The sequence below is a fragment of the Bordetella sp. genome (assembly GCF_057362025.1).
The window spans coordinates 46,129-71,504 of record NZ_JBMQQZ010000020.1; the positions used below are offsets into that span (position 1 = coordinate 46,129).

25 protein-coding genes are annotated in these 25,376 nt (G+C 65.3%); 20 read left to right on the forward strand and 5 right to left on the reverse strand.

What is annotated here, in order from left to right:
* Positions 1 to 7: 7 nt before the first annotated feature.
* Positions 8 to 844: a squalene synthase HpnC gene (gene hpnC / locus ACO1P8_RS06170; protein ID WP_486295033.1), complete on the reverse strand. Its 837-nt coding sequence runs from the start codon at positions 842 to 844 to the stop codon at positions 8 to 10.
* A 103-nt stretch (positions 845 to 947) separates the two neighbouring features.
* On the opposite strand from hpnC, the gene alr reads away from it, so the two are divergent.
* On the forward strand, positions 948 to 2,093 hold the full coding sequence (alr, locus tag ACO1P8_RS06175; RefSeq protein WP_486295034.1) for an alanine racemase: 1,146 nt from the start codon (positions 948 to 950) through the stop codon (positions 2,091 to 2,093).
* A 5-nt stretch (positions 2,094 to 2,098) separates the two neighbouring features.
* Here the strand turns inward: alr and ACO1P8_RS06180 are convergent, their stop codons facing one another.
* Entirely contained in the window at positions 2,099 to 3,268 is a 1,170-nt protein-coding gene (locus tag ACO1P8_RS06180) for a CaiB/BaiF CoA transferase family protein (RefSeq protein ID WP_486295035.1), read from the reverse strand.
* A 10-nt stretch (positions 3,269 to 3,278) separates the two neighbouring features.
* Positions 3,279 to 3,989 carry a GntR family transcriptional regulator gene (locus ACO1P8_RS06185; RefSeq protein WP_486295036.1) on the reverse strand — a complete coding sequence of 237 codons (711 nt, stop codon included), beginning with the start codon at positions 3,987 to 3,989 and terminating at the stop codon, positions 3,279 to 3,281.
* A 119-nt stretch (positions 3,990 to 4,108) separates the two neighbouring features.
* On the opposite strand from ACO1P8_RS06185, the gene ACO1P8_RS06190 reads away from it, so the two are divergent.
* The 3 genes from ACO1P8_RS06190 (at position 4,109) to ACO1P8_RS06200 (ending at position 6,757) form a co-directional block, all read left to right on the forward strand.
* Positions 4,109 to 4,846, forward strand: a complete 738-nt coding sequence (locus tag ACO1P8_RS06190) for an enoyl-CoA hydratase/isomerase family protein (RefSeq protein ID WP_486295037.1) — start codon at positions 4,109 to 4,111, stop codon at positions 4,844 to 4,846.
* A 274-nt stretch (positions 4,847 to 5,120) separates the two neighbouring features.
* A complete protein-coding gene (locus ACO1P8_RS06195; RefSeq protein ID WP_486295038.1) occupies positions 5,121 to 5,927 on the forward strand; it encodes a tripartite tricarboxylate transporter substrate binding protein in 807 nt (268 codons plus the stop codon).
* Between the two features lie 38 nt (positions 5,928 to 5,965).
* A complete protein-coding gene (locus ACO1P8_RS06200; RefSeq protein WP_486295039.1) occupies positions 5,966 to 6,757 on the forward strand; it encodes an MBL fold metallo-hydrolase in 792 nt (263 codons plus the stop codon).
* Positions 6,758 to 6,922: 165 nt separating this feature from the next.
* Here ACO1P8_RS06200 and ACO1P8_RS06205 read toward each other — a convergent pair whose 3' ends face one another.
* Positions 6,923 to 7,879: a LysR family transcriptional regulator gene (locus ACO1P8_RS06205; protein ID WP_486295040.1), complete on the reverse strand. Its 957-nt coding sequence runs from the start codon at positions 7,877 to 7,879 to the stop codon at positions 6,923 to 6,925.
* A 299-nt stretch (positions 7,880 to 8,178) separates the two neighbouring features.
* Here ACO1P8_RS06205 and ACO1P8_RS06210 point away from each other — a divergent pair, with 299 nt between their 5' ends.
* The 14 genes from ACO1P8_RS06210 to ACO1P8_RS06275 all read left to right on the forward strand — a co-directional run bounded on the left by ACO1P8_RS06210 (position 8,179) and on the right by ACO1P8_RS06275 (position 22,136).
* A complete protein-coding gene (locus ACO1P8_RS06210; protein ID WP_486295041.1) occupies positions 8,179 to 9,408 on the forward strand; it encodes an alpha-hydroxy acid oxidase in 1,230 nt (409 codons plus the stop codon).
* 38 nt (positions 9,409 to 9,446) lie between these two features.
* On the forward strand, positions 9,447 to 10,430 hold the full coding sequence (locus ACO1P8_RS06215) for a tripartite tricarboxylate transporter substrate binding protein (protein ID WP_486295042.1): 984 nt from the start codon (positions 9,447 to 9,449) through the stop codon (positions 10,428 to 10,430).
* A 202-nt stretch (positions 10,431 to 10,632) separates the two neighbouring features.
* Complete coding sequence (locus ACO1P8_RS06220; RefSeq protein WP_486295043.1) at positions 10,633 to 11,349, forward strand: SDR family oxidoreductase; 717 nt, start codon at positions 10,633 to 10,635, stop codon at positions 11,347 to 11,349.
* Between the two features lie 49 nt (positions 11,350 to 11,398).
* Positions 11,399 to 12,769 (forward strand): DNA repair protein RadA, encoded by a 1,371-nt coding sequence (gene radA / locus ACO1P8_RS06225; RefSeq protein ID WP_486295044.1) that lies wholly within the window; start codon positions 11,399 to 11,401, stop codon positions 12,767 to 12,769.
* Between the two features lie 267 nt (positions 12,770 to 13,036).
* Entirely contained in the window at positions 13,037 to 13,231 is a 195-nt protein-coding gene (locus ACO1P8_RS06230; protein ID WP_486295045.1) for a hypothetical protein, read from the forward strand.
* Positions 13,232 to 13,346: 115 nt separating this feature from the next.
* A complete protein-coding gene (locus ACO1P8_RS06235) occupies positions 13,347 to 15,899 on the forward strand; it encodes an ABC transporter permease (RefSeq protein ID WP_486295046.1) in 2,553 nt (850 codons plus the stop codon).
* Positions 15,896 to 16,324 carry a group II truncated hemoglobin gene (locus ACO1P8_RS06240; protein ID WP_486295047.1) on the forward strand — a complete coding sequence of 143 codons (429 nt, stop codon included), beginning with the start codon at positions 15,896 to 15,898 and terminating at the stop codon, positions 16,322 to 16,324. Before ACO1P8_RS06235 ends, ACO1P8_RS06240 begins: the two co-directional genes overlap by 4 nt.
* Positions 16,314 to 17,033: a 3-deoxy-D-manno-octulosonic acid kinase gene (locus tag ACO1P8_RS06245; protein ID WP_486295048.1), complete on the forward strand. Its 720-nt coding sequence runs from the start codon at positions 16,314 to 16,316 to the stop codon at positions 17,031 to 17,033. The genes ACO1P8_RS06240 and ACO1P8_RS06245 overlap by 11 nt, the downstream gene beginning before the upstream one ends.
* Before the next feature lie 84 nt (positions 17,034 to 17,117).
* The gene (locus ACO1P8_RS06250) at positions 17,118 to 18,221 is read left to right on the forward strand and encodes a polyamine ABC transporter substrate-binding protein (protein ID WP_486295049.1); all 1,104 of its coding nucleotides are present in this window, start codon (positions 17,118 to 17,120) and stop codon (positions 18,219 to 18,221) included.
* Between the two features lie 5 nt (positions 18,222 to 18,226).
* Positions 18,227 to 19,354: an ABC transporter ATP-binding protein gene (locus tag ACO1P8_RS06255; RefSeq protein ID WP_486295050.1), complete on the forward strand. Its 1,128-nt coding sequence runs from the start codon at positions 18,227 to 18,229 to the stop codon at positions 19,352 to 19,354.
* Positions 19,351 to 20,271, forward strand: a complete 921-nt coding sequence (locus tag ACO1P8_RS06260; RefSeq protein ID WP_486295051.1) for an ABC transporter permease subunit — start codon at positions 19,351 to 19,353, stop codon at positions 20,269 to 20,271. Before ACO1P8_RS06255 ends, ACO1P8_RS06260 begins: the two co-directional genes overlap by 4 nt.
* A complete protein-coding gene (locus ACO1P8_RS06265) occupies positions 20,268 to 21,071 on the forward strand; it encodes an ABC transporter permease subunit (RefSeq protein WP_486295052.1) in 804 nt (267 codons plus the stop codon). The genes ACO1P8_RS06260 and ACO1P8_RS06265 overlap by 4 nt, the downstream gene beginning before the upstream one ends.
* A 2-nt stretch (positions 21,072 to 21,073) precedes the next feature.
* On the forward strand, positions 21,074 to 21,430 hold the full coding sequence (locus tag ACO1P8_RS06270) for an arsenate reductase (protein WP_094842793.1): 357 nt from the start codon (positions 21,074 to 21,076) through the stop codon (positions 21,428 to 21,430).
* A gap of 13 nt (positions 21,431 to 21,443) precedes the next feature.
* A complete protein-coding gene (locus tag ACO1P8_RS06275; protein ID WP_486295053.1) occupies positions 21,444 to 22,136 on the forward strand; it encodes a DNA-3-methyladenine glycosylase in 693 nt (230 codons plus the stop codon).
* Between the two features lie 46 nt (positions 22,137 to 22,182).
* Here ACO1P8_RS06275 and ACO1P8_RS06280 read toward each other — a convergent pair whose 3' ends face one another.
* Positions 22,183 to 22,941, reverse strand: coding sequence for a YrbL family protein (locus ACO1P8_RS06280; RefSeq protein WP_486295054.1), 759 nt, complete (start codon positions 22,939 to 22,941; stop codon positions 22,183 to 22,185).
* 172 nt (positions 22,942 to 23,113) lie between these two features.
* Here ACO1P8_RS06280 and ACO1P8_RS06285 point away from each other — a divergent pair, with 172 nt between their 5' ends.
* Both ACO1P8_RS06285 and rpiA read left to right on the forward strand, forming a co-directional pair.
* Positions 23,114 to 24,508, forward strand: a complete 1,395-nt coding sequence (locus ACO1P8_RS06285) for a DNA recombination protein RmuC (RefSeq protein ID WP_486295055.1) — start codon at positions 23,114 to 23,116, stop codon at positions 24,506 to 24,508.
* Positions 24,509 to 24,595: 87 nt separating this feature from the next.
* Positions 24,596 to 25,273 (forward strand): ribose-5-phosphate isomerase RpiA, encoded by a 678-nt coding sequence (rpiA, locus tag ACO1P8_RS06290; RefSeq protein ID WP_486295056.1) that lies wholly within the window; start codon positions 24,596 to 24,598, stop codon positions 25,271 to 25,273.
* Positions 25,274 to 25,376: the final 103 nt, after the last annotated feature.

A 25,376-nucleotide genomic window follows, 5' to 3' on the forward strand; every position in this document is an offset into this window, starting at 1 on the left:
TGATCCATTACGCCTTGCGCCACACGCGCCACATCATGACGACCCAATCTTTCGCGCCCAGTCGGGGGCGATTCAAGAACACGTCGTAGCGTGCCTGCTCGATGCGTTCCAGTATACGGAGCGCGCCCTGGACCACCAGCCGCAGCTCCAGGCCGACGCGGCCCGGCAGGCGGCGGGGCAGGGCGGCGCCGGAGTTTAACAGCGACCGCGTCCGGCCGATCATCTCCGCCATCAGCGATTCCCAGGCCGGCGTCAGCCGGCAGGTGGCGATGTCCTCTTCCGTGACGCGATGCCGGCGCAGCGCGTCCTGCGGCAGGTATATGCGGTCCTTGCGCCAATCGATATGCACGTCCTGCCAGAAATTCGTGAGTTGCAGCGCGGTGCAGATCGCATCGGCGTCGCGCAGATTGTCCGGGCTTTCGGCCCCATACAGCGCGAGCATCAGCCGGCCGACCGGATTGGCCGATCGGGAACAATAATCCAGCAGCGCGGCATCGTCGGCGTAGCGCTTGACCGCCACGTCCTGTTCGAACGCCGACAGCAGGTCGTAGAACGGCGTGATGGGCAATTGATGGCGCGCGATGGTCGCGGCGAGCGGGTCGAAGATCGGCGCCAGCGCCGGGTCGGCCACGACGCGCTCGCCTGGCTTGCCCTGGGCGATGCGGTGCAGTTCGGCGCGGTATGCGGCCAGCGCGGCCAGCCGGCTGGCGTCGTCCGCGCTGCCTTCGTCGGCGATATCGTCGGCGCTGCGCGCGAAGCGGTAGATATCGCCGACCGCCACGCGCAGCCGGCGCGGCAGCAGGATCGATGCGACAGGGAAGTTTTCGTAGTGGTCGACGGCCATAGCGGCGGATAGGCGCCCGTTCCGTGGGATCGGGCATTTTATGCTGTCACGGCATGGGCGGTATGCGGATGGGGTAGACTTACCGGGCTCCAGGATAGCTGCCATGCCCAGACCGATTTCCGTCACTATTTCCGTTTCCGCCCTGTCGCACAACCTGGCCGTCGTCCGCCGGCATCTCGATCAGGCTGCTGCGTCGGCGTCCAGGGCGGACGGCACGCAATGGGTGGCGCCGTCCATCTGGGCGGTCATCAAAGCGCACAGCTATGGCCACGGGACGGCACAGGGTGTAGAGGGTTTCGCGCAGGCCGATGGGTTGGCGATGCTGGACCTTGCCGAAGCCCTGGAATGCCGCGAATCGGGATTCGCCCGGCCCATCCTGCTGCTGGAAGGATGTTTCGAACCGGCGGACCTGGAACTGGCCGACCGTTATCGCCTGACCTCCGTCGTGCATAGCCGCGAACAGCTGGAGATGCTCGCGCATAGCCGACCCGCGCGCCCGCTGGACGTCCTGGTCAAACTGAACAGCGGCATGAACCGGCTGGGCTTCGCCCCCGACGCCTATCGGGCCGCGCATGCGCGCGCGCTGGAATTGCGCGACCGGGGCATCGTGGGCAGCATCGGCCGCATGACGCATTTCGCCAACGCCGACGGCCCCGCCGGCGTCGCGGAACAACTGGCGGTCTTCCAGCGGGTGACGGGCGATCTGCCGGGGCCGGTCAGCATAGCCAATTCCGCCGCCACGTTGCGCTATCCGGAAATCGCGCTGGCGCGTCCGGGGACGGCAAGCTGGGTACGTCCCGGCATCTGCCTGTATGGCGCCTCGCCGTTCGCCGATGCCGATGCGGCTTCGTTCGGCTTGAAACCGGCCATGTCGCTGCGCTCGCGCCTCATCGCCACGCAGGAGCTGCGGGCGGGGGATGCGGTGGGATATGGCAGTCTCTTCACGGCGGATGCGCCCATCCGGATCGGCGTGGTCGCTTGTGGCTATGCCGACGGCTATCCCCGCCATGCCGGCACCGGTACCCCGGTCGTCGTGGCCGGCACCCGCACCCGGCTGCTTGGCCGCGTGTCGATGGATATGCTGGCGGTGGACCTGACGCCCGTACCGGACGCCGGCGTCGGCGCCCCGGTTTCCCTTTGGGGCGCCGACGGCCCCTCGGTGGACGAAGTCGCGCAGGCGGCCGGCACCATCGGCTACGAATTGCTGTGCGCACTGGCCAAGCGCGTGCCGGTGCGTACCGTTTCCTGAGCCTTTTATCGTGCGCCCGCGAGTTCGGCGCGTATCCTGTCGCCGTGCTCGTCGATCATGGGCGCGCGCTCGGAAAATGCCGGATCGTAGCCGGGCCGGGTGCGAACGGGCGTGCGTACGGCCCGATACGAAAAGCCATCCGCCTCGACATTGACGAACAGCCCGCGCGCTTTCAATTGCTCGTTGTCGGCCATTGCGGGAATGGAGTTGATCGGGCTGCACGGGATGCCTGCTTCGCCGATGACCTTCAGCCAGTGTTCGCGTCCAGCCTTGCCCAAATGCGCTTCGAGCTCACCCTTGAGCGCTTCGCCGTTTGCCAACCGGTCCTTGGGCGTCCGGTACAGCGGGTGTTCCTGGAGTTCCGGTAAGCCGATTGCCTTCACCAGGTTGCGGTACATCGCGTCGCCGACGGTGCAAATGACGATATAGCCATCGGCGCAGGCGAACGTATCGAAGGGCGTGATAAGCGGATGACGGGATCCTACCCGCCCGGGCTCCTCGCCCGTGACATTGTGGCGCATGTAATGGCTTTCCAGCAGCGCCACCTGGCAATCCAGCATGGCGACATCCACCCGGCTGCCGCGGCCGGTGCGTCGGCGTTCGTGGACCGCCGCAAGGATGGCCAGTGCCGCATAAACGCCCGCGCACAGGTCGCCGATGGAGGTTCCGACCCGTGTGGGCGGGCCGTCGGGATGGCCATTGATGCTCATCATTCCGCTAAGTGCCTGCACGACCAGATCGTATGCGGGGAGATCGCGCCAGGGGCCCGTTTGGCCGAAGCCCGAGATGGACCCGTATACGAGCGAGGGATATCGCCCGGCGAGGAAGTCGGCGGAGTAGCCCAGCTTGTCCATGACGCCGGGACGGAAGTTTTCGACCAGGATGTCGGCGCCTTCGAGCATGTTCTCGAGGATCGCGCGGTGTTCGGGGTTCTTCAGGTCGAGCGCTATCGACTCCTTGCCGCGGTTGATCGACATGAAGTAGGCAGATTTCCCGTCTTCGATAGGGGGCACATAGCGCGAATCGTCGCCGTTGCCGGGGCTCTCGATCTTGACGACGCGTGCCCCGAGGTCGGCGAGCAGCAGCGTGCAGTAAGGGCCGGACAAATAGCGCGTCAGGTCGACGACGATCAGGTCGCTGAGGGGGCCGGTCTTGCCGGAGCGGGAAAGTGCCATGTATGCCTCTCTAGGTTTCCTCGGATGGGAGGGATGCCGCCCGGCTCGTGTCCGCGATGAACCCGTCGGGCAATGTCATTAGGAATTCGGCGAACGACCTGCCGGCCACCGCGATGTGATCGACCGCGGCGCGGAATGCCGCCATTTCGTCCTGCTTTTCGATCGCTTCCAGGATGCGTCGGTGGTCGGCCGCGGATTCCGTCATGCGTCCTGGCTGGTGAAAGTTATTGCGTCGGTACAACTGCGACCGCTTGCGCAGGATGGTGACCTCCCGGGTCAGGAAATCATTGCGGCAGCTGGCGTAAAGCAACTCGTGGAACGCCATGTTCTCGCGGGCGTAAGCCTCGACATCGCCCTGGGCGGCCGCCCGGTCGCAGCGGTCGACGAACTCGCGTAGCGAGGCTATGGCCTCCGGAGCGATGCGGCGGGCGGCCAACATGGCGCACAACCCTTCCTGGTAAGCCAGCAATTCGAGGAGCGCGAGCAGATCCTTGCTGGAAAGTTTCGCGACAAAGGCGCCGCCTCGCGAAACGCGATAAGCCAATCCCTGGACCTCCAGCAGCTGGATGGCTTCCCGGATAGGCGTGCGGGAAACGCCGTAGCGCTCCGCCAGCACCAGTTCATCGAGCGGTTCTCCCGGGGCGTAGGCGCCAGCCAACATGTCTTCCTCGATCTTGTCGCGGATGACAAGGGCGAAGTTGGTCTTGACCTTCTCTTTCATATTGCAAACCTCAATGTATAAATTATAGAATGAGCCATATAAATTACGCAAACGGACTTACGAATTAAATGAGCACAGAAAAACCATCACAAGCACCGTCCCTGAATGTGGAAGGATACTTGGCGCGCATCACGCTGCGTCGCCCCGCCTATGCGAACCGTCTGGAGCCCGAGGATCTCGGCGTCCTGCTGGACTTCTGCGCCCGGCTGTCCGCCGACCGGACGATCCGCGCCGTGGTGCTGGAGGGGGAGGGACGGCACTTCTGCTCCGGGTATGACATTCGGCACATCATGTCCATCGCCGGCAATGCACCCAGCGGCCCGCTCGAGAACCCCTTCGAGGCTGTAGTGGAAGCGGTGGAACGGCTGCCCCAACCCACGATCGCACGCCTGCATGGCGGGGTGTACGGCGGCGCGACGGACCTTGTGTTGGCGTGTGACCTGCGCATCGGGACCCCGGCCACGGAAATGTTCATGCCGGCCGCCCAGCTGGGGCTGCTGTACTACCCGTCGGGCATACGGCGGTTTACCGAGCGCCTCGGCGCGCGCTACGCCAAGGAATTGTTCCTGCTGGGAGAGAAACTCGACGCGGCTCGCATGCTCCGCATGGGTTTTCTCAATGAACTGGTTGCCGACGATGAACTGGACACCCGTGTCGCTCAGCTGAGCTCACGCTTATGCGAGCAGGCCCCATTGGCCATTCGCGGCGCCAAGCATGCCATCGATGCGATGGCCCGCGGCGACTTCGACCTGGCCGCTTTCAAGGCGCGTGAAGCCGAGACATTGCGTTCGGCGGATCTCAAGGAAGGCGTGGCCGCGTGGACCGAGAAGCGGGTCCCCAAATTCCAAGGCCACTGAGCCGCTCCGCCACGTTCAGGACGGGGCGGGCGCTGCCCCGGCATATCGCCATCCCGATTCTTGACGCAGACCCCAACCACCCCATGGACACGAGGAGACATCAATGTCCGCCATTACCCATCGTAAGTTACTTCTTGCAGTATCCGCGCTTTCTTTGTCACTGCTGGGCGCCGCCGCTAATGCGGCAGACTACCCATCGCGGCCGGTTCGTCTGATCGTCACCTACCCGCCCGGCGGGGGCGCGGATATCGTCGCTCGTCTGGTCGCCGCAAAAATGACGACATCCCTCGGCGAACAATTCATTGTCGAGAACCGTCCCGGGGCGAATGGGCAGATAGGCGCGAATACGCTGGCACGCAGCGCGCCGGACGGCTATACCGTGATGCTGGACGCTACGGGGTTTTCCATCAATCCCGCCCTTTATGCGTCATTGCCTTACGATGCGAAGAAGGACTTCATTCCGGTGTCGGTGCTGGTGAAGTTTCCCAATATCCTCGTGAAGAACCCGAAGTTTCCCGTCGACGATGTGAAATCGCTGGTCGACCTGGTGCACAAGGAACCAGGCAAGATTTCGTATGCATCATCCGGCACGGGTTCGGTACAGCACCTCGCGGGCGCGCTTTTCGCCAGCAAGATCAAAGGCCAGCTTTCGCATATTCCCTATAAGGGCGGCGGTCCGGCCTTGACGGATGTGGCCGGCGGTCAGCTGCCGATCATGTTCGCCAATGGCGCTTCGGCACTGCCCTTCATTCAAAGCGGTAAGGTCACGCCGCTCGCGACCACCGGCGCCAAGCGCAGCGCCGCCTTGCCCGCCATCCCTACGATGACCGAGGCCGGTACGCCGATGCAGGCCTATGAATGGAACGCGTTGTTCGTGCCCGCCGGTACTCCGGCGGCTGTCGTCGATAAGCTCGCGGCCGCGGCGCATGCCGCGGTCAACGACCCCACGGTACGCAAGCAGTTGATCGACATGGGCGGCGAGCCCATGGGCGCATCTCCTGCCGACTCCGCGCAGTTCATCGCGGACCAGATGCATATGTGGAAAAACGTTATCGCGGAAAACCACATCAAGGCCAACTGATGCGCGCGGGCGGGCACCGGCGTTAGAGGAGTAATCGCATGTACGAGATCGATGTGCTGGTCCAAGGATTCCCTGGCCGCAGCCTGTTTCACGGGACGCTGGGCTGGAGCACCATCACGCTGCTGCGTGGCGCGGGCCGCCGCGTTCTCGTGGACGTCGGAGCATTCGGTGTGCGTCATTTACTGGCAAGGCAACTGGCCGAGCTGGGGGTGCGGCCGGAGGACATCACGGACGTCGTCCTGACGCACGCACATTATGACCATGCCGTGAACTTCACGCTGTTTCCCAACGCCACCGTATGGATAGGCGCGCGGGAACTCGAATGGGCGGCTGCCAGGGGGCCAGGCTTCGACCCCTTGCCGGAACTCTATGTGCGGGAGCTCGCGACCTCCGCAGGCACACGGCTGATAAGCGCGGGAGACTCCTTCCTGCCCGGGTTTCTCGCCGTCGGTGCGCCCGGACATACTCCGGGCCATCTGCTTTTCTACGTCGAGGGATCGGAACACCCTTTGCTCTTCACGGGAGATGCCGCCAAGAACCGGGCGGAGCTGCTCTCCATGTCGGTAGCCGACACGTACGACCCGGACGCCAGCCGGGACACGCTTGCCTTGATCTGGCAATACTGGGCGCGGGAGCCGCGTACCTTATTGATACCTGGACACGACCTGTGCATGCGGCTCGACGAAGATATGCAGCCCCGCTATGTCGGCGAGCGGAATGCAGCCATGCATGTCTGGATGGGCAATTCCATGGAACCGGGGCGCATCGATCTGTGCCGCTGCGGCGACACCCACACCTTCAGTCCAAACGCGCCCCCGACGCTTCGATGACCTTCTTCCATTTCGCCGACTCGGCCTGGATCAGCTCGCGCATGGCCTGCGGCGTACTGCTTTGCGGCAGCAGCCCGATTTCGATCATGCGCGCGCGCTATGCCGGCGCAGGCAAATCAGGTATGCAGGCGGACGCCGCTTCGGTAAACCGGCGTATCGGGCCGCTTACGGCGTGATGGCGCCACGCCACACGCCATCCTGGGCGAGCTGTCGCGCCAATTGGATCAGTATCACCCGTGTCGCCAGGCCGGCTGGGGATAGCTCGTCGTCCGAAAAGCTGGCCAGCAGGCAGGGGCGGCGCATTGATGTGTCCTCGATCGGTATGGCGCGCAGCAATGCGTCCTCGCCCATGGTTTCGCTTTCCGATGAAAGCATGGACAGCACGGCGCCAGGCTGTACGGTCGCGCCCAGGCCCGCGCGGACGGCCCGCATCAGGCTATGCGCCCCTTCGATTTCCAGCACCACGTTGGGCGTCTGGTTCACCGATTGAAAACTGCTGGTAAGCAGGTCGCGCAGGGCATGGCCGTTTCCCGGCATGATCAGGGGCAGGTCGCCTATCTGGCTGACCCTTACGCTTTTGGCGGAGGCCAACGTGGAAGGGAGTGCCGGCAAATCCGTTCTCGCCACCACGAACAACCGTTCGTCCAGCAGGGGCGTGACGCTCCATCGCCTGGGGTCATTGGCCTCGAACAGCAGCGCCAGGTCCAGCTGCCGGGAATTCAGTAAGGCGGCCAGGTGGCTGGTAGGCGCTTCGATGATCCTGACCCGGACCGTCGGATAGCGTTCGCGCATCGCCTGCAGCAGCGGCACCGCCAGGACGGCCGCGGTCGTGGTGGCCATGCCGACGCTGACCTGGCCGGAAAACCTGCCCTGTTTCGCCACGGCCGCCGCGATGTCGACCTGCCGCAGAATCACCTGCGCCTGATGCCAAAAGTCCAGGCCTGCTTCCGTGGGGAATACGCCGGTGGAACGCCGCTGCAGCAGCCGGGTGGCCAGCTCGTTTTCCAGTTGGCTGATTTGCTGGCTCAGTGTCGACGTGGCGATGCCAAGCTCAAGGGCTGCCCGTCCCATGCTGCTGAGTTCGACGACACGGACGAAGGATCGAAGCTGTCTGAGTTCCATGAATGTGGGGAAGGCGTACGCCCTGGCCATCCGTGCGGCCCGGCGAAGTGGCCAGGCGGCGATCCGGCGGCGAAAGCATAGCACTCGCGGATTCCGCCGCTCTCGCGCCGGCGCCCTTCGTTTGCGCCAAACGGCCGTTTGGCAGGACCGAATGCGGTTTGCGCGCGGACCCGTCACACTAGGCAGATCAAACGTAACCCAGAAAAAAAGTACCGGCGCCAACGCCTGTCCGGAGACACCAGCAGCTCGGCCTGCGGGGCGGTCGCGGCCAATGCAACTGCGCCAAGCCCGATAAACAAATGGCATCGCAGATCAGACCCAGGGTTTTGCAACGCATTCTTTCCCTCGACGACTTTCAGCGGCAGGCCCATCGCATCCTGCCCGGCGCGGTCTACGAGTATGTCGCCGGGGGCACGGAGGACACGCGCACGCTGAAGGAGAACCGCGCGGTGTTCGACGAGTACCTGCTGGTCACGCGGGTCATGCGCGATGTGTCAAAGCGGTCCCTTGCCACCGCGCTGTTCGGCGAACACTGGGCCGCGCCCTTCGGTATCTGCCCCATGGGGCTTTCGGCGCTCGCCGCCTATCGGGGTGACATCGCGCTGGCGCGCGCGGCCAAGGCCTTCTCTATTCCCATGATCGTCAGCGGTACCTCGACGATCCGCATGGAAGACATCATCGCCGTCAATCCGGACGCCTGGTTCCAGGCCTACCTGCCCGGGGACCTGGAGCGTACGACCGCGCTGCTGCAGCGCATAAAGACCGCCGGGTACCGCAAGCTGGTGCTGACCTTCGATACCTTTGTCGGGGCAAGCCGGGAAAACCAGGTCCGCGCGGGATTTACCACGCCCTTGCGCCCCAGCCTTTCCCTGGCGTGGGATGGCCTTTCGCATCCGCGCTGGCTGGCACGGGTTCTCCTGCGGACATTGCTGCGCTCCGGCATGCCGCATTTCGAGAACTCGTTCGCCACGCGGGGCGCGCCCATTATCTCGGCCAATGCCATCCGGGATCATGCCCCGAAGGACCATATGGACTGGGAGCGGTTCTCCATGATCCGGGCTTCCTGGACGGGCAAACTGATCGTCAAGGGGCTGCTGCATCCGGAAGACTGCCGCATTGCGCGCGACCGCGGCGCGGACGGCCTCATCGTGTCCAACCATGGCGGGCGCCAGCTCGACGGCAGCCCGTCGGCTGTCCGCATGCTTCCCGCCATCATCGCGGCGCTGGAGCAATCCGGCCCGCGGGTTCCCATCATGGTCGATGGCGGCTTTCGCCGCGGTACGGATGTCGTAAAGGCGCTCGCCCTGGGGGCGGATTTCGTTTTCGTCGGCCGGCCCTTCAATTTCGCCAATGTGGTGGCGGGCGAACCGGGCGTCGCGCATGCGGCCCGGCTGCTCGGTGCCGAAGTGTCCCGCGCGCTCGGGATGATGGGCTACAACACCATCGCGGAGTTGGCGCACGCGCGCGCCGATGGTGTGATGATCAACGCCGGCGCCGCTGGCGTGGATGCACGGATTCCTCGCAATTAGAGCGATGGGATGTATATACAACAAAGGAGATGCTGCATATGAAGTTCCCTGGTTCCCTTAAGGCGGCCTTGCTCGGCTTGTCGCTTCTGGCGGGCAGCGCGCACGCGGAGTCCGCATCCGCGGACAAATATCCGGATCATCCGATCAAACTGGTCGTGGGCTACGCGCCGGGCGGCGGCAACGACGTCGCGGCGCGGCTGCTTGCCAAGGAACTCGCGCCCATCCTGCACGGTTCCATCGTCGTGGAAAACCGGCCGGGTGCCGGGACGAACATCGCGGCCTCGTATGTGGCCCGGTCGGCGCCGGACGGCTATACCCTGTCGCTGTCGTCGACCGCGCTCGCCGTCAACGTTACCTTGTACAAGAAGCTGGACTATGACGCGGTCAAGGATTTCGAGTCGGTCGCCATTTTCGCGGAAGCACCCAACCTGCTGCTGGTCAATCCCAAGCTGCCGGTCAATTCCGTCGCCGATCTGGTCGCCTACGGCAAGAAGCATCCCGGCAAACTGAATTTTTCGTCGGCGGGCAGCGGCAGTACCCAGCATCTTGCAGGGGAGCTCTTCAAGCAGAAGGGGGGCTTCGAGGCCACGCACATTCCCTATAAGGGTTCCGCTCCGGCCTTGACGGCCGTCATCAGTGGCGAGGCCGACTTCACCTTCATCAATATCCCCAGCAGCAAGCAACTGATCGAAAGCGGGCAGCTCAAGGCACTGGCCATTGCAAGCGCGAAGCGTTTTCCCGCGGTGCCCAACATCCCGACCATGGCCGAGCAGGGGATGAACGGCATGAACGTCGCGACCTGGTATTCCATCGTGGCGCCCGCCGGCACGCCGCAGGCCATCGTCGACAAGCTGAACAAGGCGGTCAACCAGGCCATGGAGCAACCGGAGCTGCGCAAGCGGTTCGAGGATCTGGGAATGGCGCCGATGGCGGAATCGCCGGCGTTCTTCAAGAAATTCCTGGCCGACGAAATCGCCCGCTGGCGGGTGATCGTCCAGCAGTCGCACGCGTCGGTGGACTGAGTTCCCGCGCCGGCGCCTACGGCACCCGGCCGGGGCGCCCAATGGGGCGTACGATGCGGCGCCGATCCGGACACCCGGATCGGCGCCGGCCTATCGGCCCCAAATGCCCAAGTCACCTGTCACGAAAAAGGGCAAGACAGCGCGGCCGGGTTGGTGGTCTACTCGGGACTTTGCGGTAAGCAGGACGTTGTCGAGGTAGATCATGAAAGATAAATGCGTGCTCGTTACGGGCGCCACCAAGGGAATAGGCTGGGCGTTGACACGTCGCCTGGCGGACATGGGATGCCACGTGGTCGGCATCGCGCGCAACACCGGCGATGTGGACTTCCCGGGCTATCTCTATGCCTGCGATCTGGCGGATGCCGGCAAGACCGAGGAAACGCTGCGCGAGATCCGCGACAAGTTTCCGGTGGATGCGGTCGTCAACAACGTTGGCCTGGTATTGCCCCAGCCGCTCGGGTCCATCGAACTGGCCGCGCTGTACAACGTGCTGGACCTGAACGTCCGTGTGGCCGTCCAGGTCGCCCAGGCCTTCGTCGAATCGATGAAAGTCCGGCGCGCCGGCCGTATCGTCAATGTGGTCAGTCGCGCCATCCACGGCGGCTACGAACGCACCAGTTATTCCGCCGCCAAGAACGCCCTGGTGGGCTGTACCCGCACATGGGCGCTGGAACTGGCCGAATACGGCATCACCGTGAACGCCGTATCGCCTGGTCCGATCGAAACCGAACTGTTCCGCGCCAGCCGGCCGGTCGGCAGCGACGCCGAAAAGCGCATCATGTCCTCCATCCCCATGAAGCGCATCGGCTCGCCGGCCGATGTCGCCGCGGCCATCGCTTTCCTGCTGTCCGACGACGCCGGCTATATCACCGGCCAGGTGCTGGCGGTGGACGGCGGCGGAAGCGTCGCAGGCCGCTAGGATCCGCCCGAGGCAGGGCGTGGCCCTGCCTTGCCGGTAAACTGCCGGCATGGCCAAATCCCGAACCGTCTACGTCTGCGCCGAATGTGGCGGCACCAGCCCGAAGTGGCAGGGCAAATGCCCCCATTGCTCGGCCTGGAATACCCTGGAAGAAACCCTGGAGACCGCCGCGCCCGCGGCGCCCGCCACGCATCGCTACGCCCCGTTGGCCGCCTCCAGTCCGGTGCGCAGCCTCGCCGAAATCGAGGCACGCGAAGTGCCGCGCCAGCCCACCGGTCTGGACGAATTCGATCGGGTACTCGGTGGCGGCCTGGTGGCCGGAGCCGTCGTGCTTATCGGCGGCGACCCCGGCATCGGCAAGTCCACGCTGCTGCTGCAGGCGCTGGCGTCGCTGTCGGAAAGCACCAGCGTGCTGTACGTGACGGGCGAGGAATCCGCCGAGCAGGTAGCCTTGCGCGCGCGGCGCCTGGGCTTGAGCACCGGGAATGTCAACCTGCTGGCCGAAATCCGCCTGGAAGCCATCCAGGCCGCCGTGACCGAGCAAAAGCCGGCCGTGGCGGTGATCGATTCCATCCAGACGCTGTACAGCGGCGAACTGACCGCCGCGCCGGGGTCGGTATCGCAGGTACGCGAATGCGCCGCGCAACTGACCCGGCTGGCCAAGCAGACGGGCATCGCCATCGTCATGATCGGCCACGTCACCAAGGATGGCGCGCTGGCCGGACCGCGTGTGCTTGAACACATCGTCGACACCGTGCTGTATTTCGAAGGGGATACGCATTCGTCCTTCCGCCTGGTTCGCGCTTTCAAGAACCGCTTCGGCGCCGTCAACGAACTGGGTGTGTTCGCCATGACCGACCGCGGCTTGCGCGGCGTGGCCAATCCCTCGGCCCTGTTCCTCTCGCAGCATGATCGGCAGGTCGCCGGTTCCTGCGTGATGGCGACCCAGGAAGGCACGCGGCCGTTGCTGGTGGAAATCCAGGCGCTGGTCGATGGCGTGCAGGGCGCCAATGCGCGTCGCCTGACCGTCGGCCTGGAAAGCAACCGCCTGGCCATGCTGCTGGCGGTGCTGCATCGGCATGCCGGTGTGGTGACGTCGGACCAGGACGTTTTTGTCAACGCCGTGGGCGGTGTACGCATCACCGAGCCGGCGGCCGATCTGCCGGTGCTGCTGTCCATCATGTCGTCCCTGCGCGACCGTCCACTGCCGCGCGGCCTGGTCGCCTTCGGCGAGGTGGGCCTGGCCGGCGAAATACGACCGGCGCCGCGAGGGCAGGAACGCCTGCGCGAGGCGGCCAAGCTGGGCTTCAGCGTGGCCTTGATACCCAAGGCCAACGCGCCGCGGCAGCCGATCGAAGGGCTGGAGGTATGGGCGGTCGATCGCCTCGAGAACGCTCTGGATAGATTGAAGAACGCCTGATTCCGCGCCGCATGCGGGCCGCAGTGCGCTGGCGTGCCGGTACCGCGCCGAAGGCGCCGGCGACCGGCAGCCGAAGCTGAAAAAAAGTTGAATGAAATGTGGGCTGCATCCGGCTCGACTATTTCCAAATCGCAGATCATGCAAATTTTTTTACGCGGCATGAAACCTTCGTGAACGGGGCCGCTCCAAGGCAGTACGGAATCACGGCGCGTCGCCGTGTCTCCGTGGGATGAGGCCACGTGGCCTTGCTTAATCTGGAGTTTTTAAATGACCACTCGCTCCCGTATTGCTGCGTTTTTGTCCGCGTCCACTCTGTGCCTGGGGCTGACCGCCGCGCCGGCTGTTTTCGCTGCCGAGGCCGGTACGACCGCCAAGCCGGCGAAGTCGACCACCCACAAGCACAAGGCCAAGTCTCACATGAAGGCGAAGAAATCGGCGACTCCCGCCACGCCCGCCAAGTAAGCCGGGACTTGTTCCCTGCAGGCGAAGCTTCCGCGAGGGAGCTTCGTTTTTTTTTGCCCCGGGAAGGCAAGCCCGTTCCGCGGCGGCAAGCCTACTGTCAGGTTACGATACGCCCATGCAAGATACCTCCGCCGCCCGCCTCGGTGCCGCCGTCCCGGCGGCCGCATCCGCCGGCCTGCTTCCCGGTGTCCGCCTGGGGGCGCGCACGCTGCTGCGCGATTGGCGCGCGGGCGAGCTTCGCCTCCTGCTGATCGCGCTGATCGTCGCCGTGGCGGCGGTGACCAGCGTCGGATTCCTCGCCGACCGCGTCGGCCGTGGCCTGGAACGGGACGCCGCGCAGATGCTGGGCGGCGACATCGTGCTGGACGCCGATGAACCGATTCCGCCGGCCTTCGAGCGCCAGGCCGTGGACCAGGGCTTGCAATTGGTCCACACCTTCCAGTTCCCCTCCATGGCATCGGCGGGTCAGGCCGCGCAGCTTGTGTCGCTCAAGGCCGTGGAGTCCGGCTATCCCTTGCGTGGCAGCCTGCGCACGGCGCCGGCGCCCGCGGCCCCGGAAAGCGCCACGCGCGGCATCCCGGAACCGGGCACGGTATGGGTCGATCCGCAGTTGCTGGCCTCGCTGGGCCTGCGGATGGGCGACACGCTCGCGCTGGGCGAGAGCCGGTTTCGCATCGCGCGCGTGGTGACGTACGAACCCGATCGCGGCCTGTCGTTCGTCAACCTGTCGCCTCGGGTATTGATGCGTGCCGACGAACTGCCGCGCACCGGCTTGCTCGCGCCGGGCAGCCGGGTCGATTACGGCTTGCTGGCGGCGGGCGACCCGCAAGCCGTTGCCGCCTATAAGGAATGGCTGAGCCAACGGCTGCAGCGGGGCCAGAAACTGTCCACGGTGCAATCGGGGCGCCCGGAAATCCGCCGCGTACTGGATCGCGCCCAACGCTTCCTCTCCCTGGTCGCGCTGCTCGCTGTGCTGATTTCCGCGGTGGCCGTCGCCCTGGCCGCGACCCGGTTCATGCTGCGCCATCGTGACGGCATCGCCGTCATGCGCTGCCTGGGCGCCACGCAGGGGCTGATCACGCGGATGCTATCCGCCGAGTTCATCCTGGTCGGGCTTGCCGGTTCCGTCCTGGGGGGACTCGCGGGCTACGTCGCGCATCTGGGCCTGATTGCCATGCTCGGGCGGATGGTGGGCACGGACCTGCCGGCACCGTCGTTCGTGCCCGGCGTCCAGGGGCTGGCTACCGGCATGTGGCTGCTGCTCGGTTTCGCCTTGCCGGCGCTGGCGCAATTGCGCCACGTCCCTCCCGCGCGCGTCCTGCGCCGCGACCCTGGGGGCGTGCGCATGGGCAGCGCGTTGGAGTATGCGGTAGGCGCCGCGGGCTTCGCGCTGCTTATCTGGTGGTTTGCCGGCGACGTCCAACTGGGGGCCGTGGTCGCCGGCGGATTCCTCGGCGCCTTCGCGGCGTTTGCACTGGTGACTTGGCTCTGCGTGCAGGCCCTGGGCCGGCTGCGCCGCACGGCCGGCGGCATGCCTGCGTTGCGCTTCGCGCTGGCGGGCGTCGTGCGGCGCCGCGCCGCGACGATTACGCAGGTGTGCGCGCTGGCGATCGGCCTGATGGCGCTGCTGCTGCTGGGCATGACGCGCACCGACCTGATCGCCGGCTGGCAGCGCACGCTGCCGCCGGACGCGCCCAATCGCTTCCTGATCAATATCCAGCCCGACCAGCGCCAGCCCGTCGCGGCCACGCTGACCGATGCCGGCGTCCCCGACGTGGTGCTGTTCCCGATGATCCGCGGCCGCCTCGTGGCGGTGAACGGCCGGGCCGTATCGTCGGCCGACTACACGGACGATCGGGCCCGGCGACTGGTGGACCGCGAGTTCAATCTTTCCTATAGCGACCGCATGCCGTCGTACAACACGCTGGAGGCCGGCCAGTGGATGAAGCCGGACTCCCGCGAGGTGTCGATGGAGGCCGGCATTTCGCGCACGCTGGGCCTGCATATGGGCGACAAGCTTACCTTCGACATCGCGGGCCAGACGGTGGATGTCACGGTGACCAGCCTGCGCGGCGTGGACTGGGATACCATGCGGGCGAACTTCTTCGCCATGCTGTCGCCCTCGGTGCTGGCCGATGCGCCGCAAAGCTGGATCACCTCCTTCCGGCTGCCGCCGGGGCAGTCCGAGCTGCTGCCGCGCCTGGTGCAGCGGTTTCCCAACCTGACGGTATTCGACGTCGATGCCATCCTGCGACAACTGCAGGACGTCCTTGACCAGGTTGCGCAGGCAGTGCAGTTGTTGTTCGGGTTTACCCTGGCCGCCGGCGTCCTGGTCCTGACCGCGGCGCTCGCCTCCACGCGCGACGAACGGGTGCGGGAGGCGGCCGTGCTGCGGGCGCTGGGCGCCACGCGCCGGCAACTGGCGCGCGCGCAGCGTATCGAATTACTGGCCGTAGGCGGGCTGGCAGGCGCACTGGGCGCGGCGGGCGCGGGGGCGGTGGCCTGGGCGCTTTCCCAGCGGGTTTTCGATTTCGACATCACTTTCAGTCTGTGGCCCTGGGTGGCCGGCATTGCCACGGGCATGCTGGGGGCATGGGCGGGCGGCGCATGGGCGCTGCGCGGCGTGTTGCGCACGCCGCCACTGGTCACCCTGAGAGAAGCAATATGACTACCACCACCCGGGTCGAGCCCATCTTCGAACCCCTGGATCACAGCCGTACGATATTCGAACAACTGGGCGGGGAAGAGGCGGTGCGCGCCCTGGTCAACCGCTTCTATGACCTGATGGACATGGAAGAAGACCTGGCGGCCTTGCGGGCGGCGCATGGGCCGAGCCTGGAGTCGGCACGCGAAAAGCTGTTCCTGTTTCTGTGCGGCTATTTCGGCGGGCCGGACTATTACGTACAGCGCCACGGGCATCCGCGTTTGCGGGCACGCCATCTGCCGTTTTCCATCGGCGAAGCCGAACGCGACCAATGGGTCGCGTGCATGGGCCGCGCCATGCAGGATATGAATGTGCCGCAGCCGTTGATGGACCGGCTGCTGCACGCCTTCTACGGCACGGCTGACTGGATGCGCAACCGTGCCGGCTGACATGCGTCGACTTGCCTGGGAAGGCGCTCTGCCGGGAGCGATGTGCTATGACGCGCGCAGCGTGCCGGTGCCCGGCCCCGAACTCTTCGATCCCGCCCACTATGGCGCCGCCGCGGCGCCGGTCCAGGCCGGCGGCCGCCAGGCCGCCTGGTTCGTGGACGGGGGCTTCGGCCATGGCGTACTGCGCCATTACCGGCGCGGCGGCGTGGTCGCTCGCCTCAGCCGCCAGCGCTATATCTGGCTGGGCGAGTCGCGCACCCGTTGTTTCATGGAGTTCCAGCTGCTGGAGTCCCTGTCGTCGCAGGGCCTTCCCGTGCCTGCGCCGCTGGCCGCGGCCTACTGGCGCGTCGCACCGATGTGCTATGAAGCCGCCATCCTGGTGGCGCGCCTGCCCGACGTGCGCCCGCTGGCCCAGGTGCTGGACCAGCCGGTGTGGGACGTGGCTGCCGACGCGATCGCCCGCATGCACCAGGCCGGTGTCTGGCACGCCGACCTCAATGCTTACAACATTCTGGTGGATGCACGCGGCAAGGCCTGGATCATCGATTTCGATCGCGGCAGGCAAGGAGGCGTCTCCGGTCGCGGTAAACAACGGAACATCGAACGCCTGCGCCGTTCCCTGGAAAAAGTGGCGGGCCGGGCAGGACTGGATTTCTACGAAAAACTGGCCCGCGCCTACCGCGACCGCATGGCACGGGCGCCGGCCTGACTGGCGAGGCAAAACCCATTATTATTTTGCCTTTGCGCGCGGGAAGCCTCCCGCGAATTTTTTCTCGGCAAGGGGCTTGGGATCATGGGGATCAACGCGGGTGTGCGCTTTGCGGCCGGGGCTATGGTGGCGCTCGCGGCGCTGTCGGCGGCCAGGGCGCAGGGAAACGTCGTCAATGTCTACAACTGGGCCGAGTACACCGCGCCCGATACGCTGCCGGGTTTCACGCGCGAAACCGGCATCCAGGTGCGCTACGACACCTATGACAACAACGATACGCTGCAGGCCAAGCTGCTGACCGGGAAGTCCGGCTACGACGTCGTCGTTCCCTCCACGCATTACGCGTCGCGCCAGCTGCAGGGCGGGCTGTTCCAGCCGCTGGACAAGTCCAGGATGCCCAATCTCCAATACCTGGATCCCGAGGTCATGGCGCTGGTCGCCCAGGTCGACCCGGGCAACAAGTATTTCGTGCCGTGGGGCTACGGTACCAACGGGCTGGGCTACAACGTCACCAAGGTCCGGCAGATCATGGGCAAGGATGCGCCGCTGGACAGCTGGGACATGCTGTTCAAGCCGGAAAACGCCGCCAAGCTGAAGGAGTGCGGCATTTCCATGCTGGACGAGGCCGCCCAGGTTTTCCCCGCCGTATTGCATTACATCGGCAAGGATCCGAACAGCAGCAACCCGGACGACTACAAGGCTGCCTTCGAAGTCTTGAAGAAAATCCGGCCGTATATCCGCCAGTTCAGTTCCTCGGGCTACATCGACGAAATGGCCTCGGGCGATCTGTGCATGGTGTACGGCTTTTCCGGCGACGTCATGATCGCGCGCGATCGTGCCCAGCAGAACAAGCAGCCCTTCGAAATCAACTACTTCATTCCCCACGGCGGGGCGCCCGCCTGGTTCGACGTGATGGCCGTGCCCAAGGATGCTCCGCATCCGGAAAACGCGATGAAATTCATCAATTACATCGAAACGCCGCAGGTCCATGCCGCGATCACGAACAAGATGTTCTACCCGAACGCCAATAAGGAAGCGCGCAAATACGTCGTCAAGGCGGTCGCGGACAACCCCATGATCTATCCGCCGCCGGATGTGTCCAAGACGCTGTATGTCATCAAGGCGCAGCCCTTCGATATCCTGCGCCTGCAAACGCGCATGTGGGCCGAACTGAAGTCCGGGCGATAAGCATCATGAACGACAGCCGTTACGCGGCCCCGCACGCGGCGGATGCCGACGAGTTCGTTCGCGTCTCCGATCTCGTGAAGATCTTCGGCGATACGGTCGCCGTGCGCTCGGTAAGCCTGTCGGTGCGCCGCAACGAAATCTTCGCCTTGCTCGGCAGCTCCGGCTGCGGAAAATCGACCCTGCTGCGTATGCTGGCCGGTTTCGAGCAAACCACTTCCGGGCAGGTGCTGCTGGACGGGGAGGACATCACCGACGTGCCGCCGTACCGGCGGCCCGTCAACATGATGTTCCAGTCCTATGCCTTGTTCCCGCATATGTCGGTGGAAGCAAATGTCGCTTTCGGGCTCCGGCAGGAAGGCGTGGACCGGGCGGAAATCCATGACCGCGTGTTCGAGGCCCTGAACCTGGTCCAGATGGCAGGATATTCGCGGCGCAAGCCGCATCAGCTGTCCGGAGGGCAGCAACAGCGCGTGGCGCTGGCCCGCAGCCTCGTCAAGCGCCCCAAGCTGCTGCTGCTCGACGAACCCATGTCGGCGCTGGACAAGCAGATCCGCCAGGCCACCCAGATCGAACTGGTGCGCATCCTGGAGCAGGTCGGCGTCACCTGCATCATGGTTACCCATGACCAGGAAGAAGCCATGACCATGGCGCATCGCCTGGCGGTCATGACCGAAGGGCAGATCGTGCAGATCGGCACGCCCCAGGACGTCTACGAATTTCCCAGTTCGCGCTTCGTCGCCGGCTTCATCGGCAGCACCAATCTGTTCCCCGGCATCATCGTCGTCGACGAGCCCGACCACGTCGCCATCGAATCCGACCAGTTATCGCGCCAACTTTACGTCAGTCATGGCGTCAGCGAACCGCTGGGTATGCAGGTCTATGTTTCGATACGGCCGGAACGCATCGTAGTATCCCGAGAGCAGCCGGAAAGCATCTACAACTGGGCGCACGGCGCGGTCGTGCACATGGCCTGGATGGGCAGCTATGCGCTGTATCACATCCGCCTCGATTCCGGCATGACGGTAGAGGCGACCGTGCCGCGCCGCGTCTTCGCCCAGGACGCGGCGCCCGCGGTTCACGAGGAAGTCTACGTGAGCTGGGATGCCGACAGCGCGACGGTGCTGCCGTCATGAACATCGCGCCGCTGCGCCGCCTGCTGCCGTCGTCGCGCACGCTGGCCATCGTGCTGCCGTTCGCCTGGCTGGCGCTGTTCCTGCTGGTGCCTTTCCTGCTGGTGCTGAAGATCAGCCTCGCGGACCTGCGATTCGGCGTGCCGCCCTACACGCCGCTGGTCCAGCTGAAGGACGAAGCGCTGAATCTCAGCCTGCACCTGCGCGGCTATGCGCTGCTGTTCACCGACAGCCTGTACCTGGCCACGTACCTCAGCTCCGTCAAGATCGCTGCCATCAGTACCGTCTGTTGCATCCTGATCGGCTACCCCATGGCGTACTACATCGCGTGCTCGGCGCCGGCCACGCGCAACCTGTTGCTGCTGGGCGTGATCCTGCCGTTCTGGACGTCCCTGCTGTTGCGCGTGTATGCCTGGGTCGGCATCCTGCGCAACGATGGCCTGCTCAACAAGCTGCTGCTGGCGCTGGGCATCATCTCGCAGCCGCTGGAAATCTACCGTACCGCTCTGGCCGTCTATATCGGCATGGTGTATTCGTACCTGCCGTTTTTCATCCTGCCGCTCTACGCCAACCTGGTCAAAATGGACCTGCGCCTGCTGGAGGCCGCCTACGACCTGGGTGCGCGGCCGTGGCAGGCCTTCTGGCAGATTACCGTCCCCCTGTCGCGGCCCGGCGTGATTGCCGGCGCCATGCTGGTTTTCATCCCGGCGGTGGGCGAATACGTCATACCGGAAATGCTGGGCGGCGCCAATACGCTGATGATGGGACGCGTCATGTGGGGCGAATTCTTCAATAATGCGGACTGGCCCATGGCGGCGGCGGTGACCTGCGTCATGGTCCTGCTGCTCCTGGTCCCGCTGGCGCTGTTCCAGTACAACCAGGTCAAGCAGGTCCATCCCGGCAGGGAGGCCCGGCAATGAAAGGGCCTCATCGCGGCATGCGCGCGCTGGCCCTGGGGCTGGGCTTCGCCTTCCTGTACATTCCCATCCTCAGCCTGGTGGTGTTTTCGTTCAACGATTCGCCGCTGGTCACGTCCTGGTCCGGCTTCTCGTTCAAATGGTACGGATCGCTCTTCCAGGACGACGCGCTGCTCAGCGCCGCGTGGCTGTCCTTCCGCGTGGCCGCGATGGCGGCCACCGCGGCTACCATCATCGGCACATGGGCGGGCTATGTGCTGGCCCGCATGGGACGGTTCCGCGGGTTTTCGCTGTACGTCGGCATGCTGAGCGCGCCGCTGGTCATACCGGAAGTCGTCATCGGTATTTCGCTGCTGTTGATGTTCGTCGAAGTGCGCAGCACCATAGGCTGGCCGGAAAACGGCATCTTCACCATCTGGGTCGGGCATACGACCTTCTGCATGGCCTTCGTCGCCGTCATCATCCAGTCGCGGGTGCGCGACTTGGACCGTTCCCTGGAAGAGGCGGCGCTGGACCTGGGCGCCACGCCGCTCAAGGTGTTCTTTTCCATCACGCTGCCGCTGATCGCGCCGGCGCTCGCATCGGCGTGGCTGCTGTCCTTCACGCTGTCGCTGGACGACGTGATCCTGTCGTCTTTCCTCTCCGGGCCCGGCTACACCACCTTGCCGATCGAGGTCTTCTCGCGCGTGCGCCTGGGCCTGAAACCAGAGGTCAATGCGCTGGCGGCACTTTTCATTCTTATCGTCGGCATCTGCGTCGTGGTGGCGAACCGTCTGCAGCGCCGGACGTCGACAGGGAGTTGACCATGAGCCCGACCATTCTCTACGGCCTCAAGCAATGCAGCACTTGCGTCAAGGCGCGCACCTGGCTGGATGAACATGGGGTCAAGCACGAATTCGTCGATTACCGCGACCAGCCCGTGCCCGCCGCGACACTGAAGGAATGGGCGGGGCAGGTCGGCGGTTGGGAAAAGCTGGTGAACCGTACCTCCATGACCTGGCGAGCCTTGCCGGAGGCGCGCAAGGCCGCCTCGACCGACGGCCAATGGCAGGCGCTGATCGCGGAGTATCCGGCGCTGGTGCGGCGTCCGGTCACCGTCACGCCGGATGGCGTGGCGACCGTCGGCTTCTCCGAAAAACGCTACGCCGAACGCTTTGCCTGACACCGGCGGGCATATGCTGCCCGACGCCTTTTTCGATCGCGATGCATGCCAGGTGGCCCGCGAGCTCATCGGCATGGTTCTGCGCCGCCGCCACCAAGGCATGTGGCTGTCCGCGCGCATCATCGAAACCGAGGCCTATTACCTGCACGACAAGGGCAGCCATGCCTCGCTGGGCTATACCCACAAGCGACGGGCACTGTTCATGGACGGCGGCACCATCTACATGTACTACGCGCGTGGCGGCGATTCGCTGAACATCAGCGCGGGCGGGCCGGGCAACGCCGTCCTGATCAAATCCGGACATCCCTGGGTGGATGCGGTATCCGGCGAGGATGCGCTGGCGCGCATGCAGGCATTGAATCCGGATGCCCAGGGGCATACGCGGCCGCCGCAGCACTTGTGTGCAGGACAGACCCTGCTGTGCCGGTCGCTGGACCTGAAGGTACCGGATTGGGATGGCGGACATTTCGACCCATCGACTTTCTTCGTCGAGGATATCGGCGCGCGGCCCGCGCGCCTGGTGCGCGCGGTCAGGCTGGGCATTCCCGACGGCCGCGACGCGCATCTGCCGTATCGCTTCGTCGATCCGGCGTATGCGCCGTTCTGCACCCGCAATCCCTTGCGGCGCGGGCAGGCGGCCGGCCGCGATTACGACTGGGTGACCCGCAATGGCCGGCCTTGCAAGGGTCAGGTCACCGGGACCTGACCCTTTCCGGCTTTTGCTCGGCGCTTCGCGCTCTTTCCCCAGGGGTTCAAACCGTATGGATTGCCTGCTGCGCACGCGCCAAGCTGCGGGCCTGCAATTTGGCGCGCACTTTATGGTACTTGCGCAGGATGCGCCGGCGGTTCAGCATTTTGCTGTAGGCGAACAAGGGTACGGCCTGCTTCGAGCCGAAGCCGTCGATCAGGTACAGGCCGGCATCGCCGTCGGCATTCTGGCCCATGACCACGTTGCGGGCCGATACGTCGTTCAGAACGATATGGTGGTCGGCCAGCGTGTCGAAAAAATAGTCCAGTTCGCGCGTCAGGGCCTCGTCCAGGCCGCGTTCGCGCACGATCTGTTCGATGGTCGGCGCCAGCCCGCCCCGGCCATCCGTGATTTTCTCCACGAGCAGGCCCAACCCCATGTTCGTCTGGGCCAGTCCCAGGATACGGGCCATGGGGACCTTCCAGCGTCCCGCCGCGATATTGTGGGCGGCCGCGTATTCGGCCAGCTCGGCCACATGGTTGCGATAGGGACCTTCGCGCTGACGGTTCTTGCGCCAGCGGCGCAACGGCCGCGTGCGCAGGTGTTCTGCCATCCCAGGCAGATCCACGACCTTGACCAGAAGGGAGGGATCGAAGGGATGCTGGTAGACCAAGCGCTCGGCACCCGAGGCGATAGGCTGCAACCCGCTCAGGTCCAGCAGCCGGAACTGCCTGTGAATCTGCGGATCCGTCGGTGCGGAAGGGGCTCGAAGTGGCGCGACGGCCGCCTGCTCACGCCGCGCCGTCAGTGAAACGATATTCATGCTTCAATCCGGACGGCGAGCGCCTTCTTTTGTTTTTTTCGCAACTGCCACATTTATATGACGAAAATTCAACGATGGCTGTAGTTTGACCCTTTAGCGCCCGGCGGGGAAGGGAAACCCTTGGGTATGTGGCGCACGCCCTACAATGCGCGCTGACCATACGGGAGAGAACGTGTTGCCTCAAAGCGACATTGCGCTATTGCCATGGATCAGCGCCGCCTCGGCCCTGGTCGCGGCCCTGGCGGCGGGTGTGGCCGCCTGGCGGTCAGGGGGCTCCGGTAAAGAGGCGGACCGCCTCGCCACCCTGGTGGCGGAACAGGAACGCATGGCGGCCGCCTTGCGCGCCGAGCTGGCGGAAAGCCAGCGCGGCCTGCGCGGCGAAATGGGCGAATCCATGCGCGGCCTGCGCATCGAGCTCGCCCGGCATCTGGACGAATTGCGCGCCGGCCTGGCGCGCGACGCGCAGGCTACGCGCAGCGAGTCGGCGGACTCCCTGGGGCGTTTCGGTACGGTCTTCGGCGAGCAGGTACAGCGCCTGGTCGACATGAACGATCGCCGCTTGCAAGAGGTGCGCCAGACGGTGGAGCAGCGGCTTTCGGCCCTGCAGGCCGAAAACGCCGGCAAGCTGGACGAAATGCGCCGCACGGTGGACGAAAAGCTGCATGCCACCCTGGAGCAGCGCCTGGGCGAGTCCTTCAAATTGGTATCCGACCGGCTGGAGGCCGTCCACAAGGGGCTGGGGGAAATGCAAACGCTGGCCGCCGGTGTCGGCGACCTCAAGCGCGTCCTGACCAACGTCAAATCGCGCGGCACCTGGGGCGAGGTCCAGTTGGCGCGCCTGCTGGAAGACACAATGACACCGGAGCAGTACGCGCGCAATGTCAAACCGGTGCCCGGCAGCGATGCCATCGTCGAGTTCGCCATCCGCCTGCCCGGCCGCGCGGACGACGGTGCGCCGGTCTGGCTGCCCCTGGACGCCAAATTCCCGAAAGAGGAGTACGAACGCCTGATCGAAGCCGAGCAGGCCGCCGATGGCGATGCCGCGCGCGCGGCGGCGGTGGCGCTGGCGCGTGCCGTGGAATTGCAGGCGCGCGCCATCGCGGATAAATACATCGCGCCGCCGCACACCACGGATTTCGCCATCATGTTTCTGCCGACGGAAGGCCTGTACGCGGAGGTCTTGCGGCGACCGGGCCTGATCGACAAGCTGCACCAGTTGCGCGTCAATGTCAGCGGTCCGGCCAATCTGGCTGCCCTGTTGAACAGCCTGCAAATGGGATTCCGCACCCTGGCCATCGAACGCCGCTCCTCCGAGGTCTGGCAGGTACTGCGCGCGGTCAAGACGGAATTCGGTCGCTTCGGCGGCGCGCTGGCCGGCGTCAAGCGCACGCTGGAGACGGCCAGCACCAAGATCGGCCAGACGGAAACCCGGACACGGGCGATGCTGCGCAGCCTGAAGTCGGTCGAAGCCTTGCCCGACCACGTCGCGGACCCGGCGGGAATCCTGGCGGGCCTGGGCGAAGACGTATCGTCCGCGCAGGAAGACGAGGACGCGCGCTCGGCGTAGCATCGAGCAGGCGGCGGCGATCTGCTAAATTGCAGCGCTTCACGGTATATCCGCGCGTATTTCATCTACTTTTTTCGAGTGTTCCCCATGCTCAGCCAGCAAGAATTGAAGCAGCAGGCCGCCACGGCCGCCCTGGATATCGTCGATCAGGTCGCCGGGCCCGATGTCGTCATCGGCGTCGGCACCGGCTCGACCGCCGACCTGTTCATCGATGGCCTGGCGCGCTTCAAAGGCCGCCTGCGCGGTACGGTCGCCAGTTCGGAACGCAGCGCGGCCCGGCTGGCGGCGCTCGGTATTCCCGTGCTGGATCTGAATGACGTGGAGCGCATGCCGGTATACATCGACGGCGCCGACGAAATCGATCCCAGGCTGCATATGATCAAGGGCGGCGGCGGGGCGCAGACGCGCGAGAAAATCGTGGCCTCGGTGGCCGACCGCTTCATCTGCATCGCGGACGAATCCAAGCTGGTGGAACGCCTGGGGGCGTTTCCCCTGCCGGTGGAGGTCATCCCCATGGCACGCGCCGCCGTGGCACGCAAGCTCCAGGCGCTGGGCGGAAAGCCGGTGCTGCGCGCGGGTTTTGTCACCGACAACGGCAATGTCATCCTGGATGTGGCGGGCTTGAACATCACCGACGCACCCGCCCTGGAAATGCACATCAATAACCTGCCGGGCGTGGTCACCTGCGGCCTGTTCACGCAGCCGGGCGCAGACATTGCCCTGCTGGCGACGCAGCAGGGTATACGCCGCCTGCAGCGCCCCTGACCCGCGCCGGCTGACGGTTCATAATCCTGTCACATGGAAGTCATAACCTAGCCGACCGATGCGGCCCGGGGACTTTCCTGATGGCATTTCTTGGAGGCTCGCA